2 protein-coding genes are annotated in these 2586 nt (G+C 63.6%); both read left to right on the top strand.

Going from position 1 to position 2586, the window contains the following annotated elements:
- Positions 1-126 precede the first annotated feature (126 nt).
- Complete coding sequence (locus tag FHS88_RS20405) at positions 127-1434, top strand: HsdM family class I SAM-dependent methyltransferase (RefSeq protein WP_184487323.1); 1308 nt, start codon at positions 127-129, stop codon at positions 1432-1434.
- The gene (locus FHS88_RS20400) at positions 1424-2203 is read left to right on the top strand and encodes a restriction endonuclease subunit S domain-containing protein (RefSeq protein ID WP_184487322.1); all 780 of its coding nucleotides are present in this window, start codon (positions 1424-1426) and stop codon (positions 2201-2203) included. The genes FHS88_RS20405 and FHS88_RS20400 overlap by 11 nt, the downstream gene beginning before the upstream one ends.
- The last annotated feature ends 383 nt before the right edge of the window (positions 2204-2586 follow it).

The following is a 2586-nucleotide window of genomic DNA, read 5'->3' as shown; positions in this document are numbered from 1 at the left end:
CGCTACCCGCTACGACCAGACCGCCGAGAGCTTCCTCGGCTTCGCGACACTCGCCTCCATCCGACTGTGGATCAGGTTTGTCCACGCGGCCTAGCAGCGCAGCAGCTTGGGTCGTCTCAAGCCAGCTTGTCGCGGTACCGCACAGGCGACTCCCGCCCACGGAAGGCCGTCGAGGAGCGCCTACGATCTCTTGTCGAGGGCCCCGGAGACCTGATCCAGTTGGCCGCTGCTCCCGAGGCGAATGGAAGGCTTCGTCAACTTGAGGACGCGATTGCCGGCACCCTGAACGCCTTGCGGGAGGAGTTCCATCGCACCGCAGCCGTGTCTAGGCGGCAGGAGGTACTCGACCTTGTGGCGGTGCTCGTGTTCGCGCACGTCACGTCCATTGACGCAGGTGGCAAGGGCCTTGGGAGGCACCTCGCGCCTGAGGGGCACAGCGCGGCGGAAGGCGTGAACGCCTTCGTGGCTGAGGCCCTCTCGCGGAACCTGCCTAGCATGAACGGGCACGGCCTCGACCCTGGGCGCTTCTTTGCACCTCTCGGCGCGGGTGATGAGGCTTTCGCGCGCTCCCTCCTAACCATTTTCGAACGCGACGCCGCCGCCTTTCGGTCGCTGCACGAGGCAGGACGCGACGATCTCATCAACGAGGTTTTTTCCCGCTTCATGTCGGCTTCCTTCGTGGACGAAAAGGAGATGGGGCAGTACCTCACACCTCCGGAAGTATCGCGATTCATGGTTCAGGTCGGCCTTCACGCGCTCGCGCCCAGTGCACGCGAGGCGCTGCTAGATCCCGACCAATGCGAACGCGCCGGCTTAGTTCTCGACCCGTCGTGCGGCGTCGGCTCCTTCCTCGCCGAAGCGATCCGGCTTTTCCACGAGAAGGTTAGGGAGCGCGACGCCGCGCGTGCTCCCGCATGGCTTAGCAAATTCGTAAGCGGCAACGTGGTTGGGATCGACAAGTCAGAACGAATGTTGCGGCTCGCCTGCATCAACCTTGGTCTGTTCGGGGCGCGAGTGGCAAACCTCTACCTAGCCAACGGTCTCGCCCGAAGTGGCGACGACGCCAAAGTCACGACGACGCTGGAAAGCCGGGCGCAGCTGATACTGACAAATCCGCCGTTCGGGGCGACCTACAGCGGTGCCGACATCGCGGCCTTCTCCATGGGCCGTGACCGGAATCGCCTTGATTCCGAGATTCTCTTTCTCGAACGCTACGTGGATTGGGTTATGCCTGGCGGCGTCATCGTCAGCGTGGTGCCAGACAGTATCCTCGTGAACCGCGGCCCCTTCTCTGAGCTTCGACGCTTGCTCGCTGCACGGTGCAACGTCGAGGCCGTGTTCTCCCTGCCCCCCGTCACCTTCGCCGCAGCCGGCACCAGTACGAAAACCTCGGTGCTCCTGCTGCGCCGAAAGGAGACCTCCGATGCGCGCTGAAACCTTCTTCGGCGAGGCCCGAGAGGTTGGCTACGATGTGGTTACGCGCTCGGGACAGCGTCGGCGCATTCGCCACGCGCGCACGGATCTTCCTGCGTTGCTGGCGGCGTTCATCGGCGAGAAACCTTGCGAACTCGGCAGGTGGGGCAGCCTTCCCGATGACGCCGAGCGTTGGGACGCCGGTTTTCATGTGGAGGGCCAGCCCGCGGCACCGGTGGGTGAAGATGATGGCATTCTGGTTTCGTCCGTCGCGCGCTTGGTGGATGAACGCCGAGACCCAAGGCGCGGACGAAGCGATAGCTTTGACTACATCGAAATCAGCGACGTGGACGGACGCACGGGTCTGGTTGGGCACAAGCGACTTGCCTCGCACGATGCGCCAAGCCGTGCCCGTAAGCTGGTCCGGGCGGGCGACGTGTTGGTCTCGACCGTTCGGCCGGAGCGGGGCACGGTCGGAGTTGTCCCTCACCATCTGGACGGCGCGATCTGCTCGACAGGCTTCGCGGTCTTGCGCTGCCAAGAAGTGCATCCCTTGGCGCTCGCGTGGCTGCTAAAGAGCGATGCGGTACGACGGCAGATGGTTCGACACAACATCGGCATCGCTTATCCGGCGATTGCGGAGGAGACGTGCCTCTCGCTCGTCTTGCCGGTGTCGCGCATCAAGCTTGAGCAGGCTTCTGCTGCGGCGGAGGAGCTAGAAGCAGCACAGGCGGCTTTTGAAAGTGCGCGCGCGAGGATGGCGCAGTTCGTCGGCCACAGTCCCGAGTGACTTCAAGCGAGGTTCCAGACCTCATCGAGCGTGGCGAACCACGTGCCGTCGCCGACACTGCACGAGGGATTTTGGCTCACGTGCTCCGGGTAATCGGCGACGGCCGGCAGGCCATAGGGCTTCTTGTTTGACAGGGGCACGGATCGCGCAAAGGCGAAGTCGGCTATGTTGCCAGTCCTCAGAAAGAGGCTAACCGCGAAGAAATCCTGCGTGGTGAACTTGCAGCTGCTCGTTGGATAGTAATTCGCTTTCTGCTGAGGCGTCCACGCCGAGGGGTCGCCCTTGGGCCTAGGCCGCGTGGACAAACTGGCGCTTGGGGGGATTCCCAGCCGGGGCCGGACGTGATTCCAAGCTGATCTCTGGCATGGAGATTGGCGTTGATC

The organism is Neoroseomonas alkaliterrae (genome assembly GCF_014199195.1).
Taxonomy (GTDB): Bacteria; Pseudomonadota; Alphaproteobacteria; order Acetobacterales; family Acetobacteraceae; genus Neoroseomonas; species Neoroseomonas alkaliterrae.
The sequence above is the reverse complement of the archived record's forward strand: the minus strand, read 5'-3'. Positions and strand labels throughout refer to the sequence as shown.

Coding starts and splice junctions, on each gene's coding strand:
- FHS88_RS20400 (WP_184487322.1), top strand. CDS start 1,424: ATGCGCGCTGAAACCTTCTTCGGCGAGGCCCGAGAGGTTGGCTACGAT.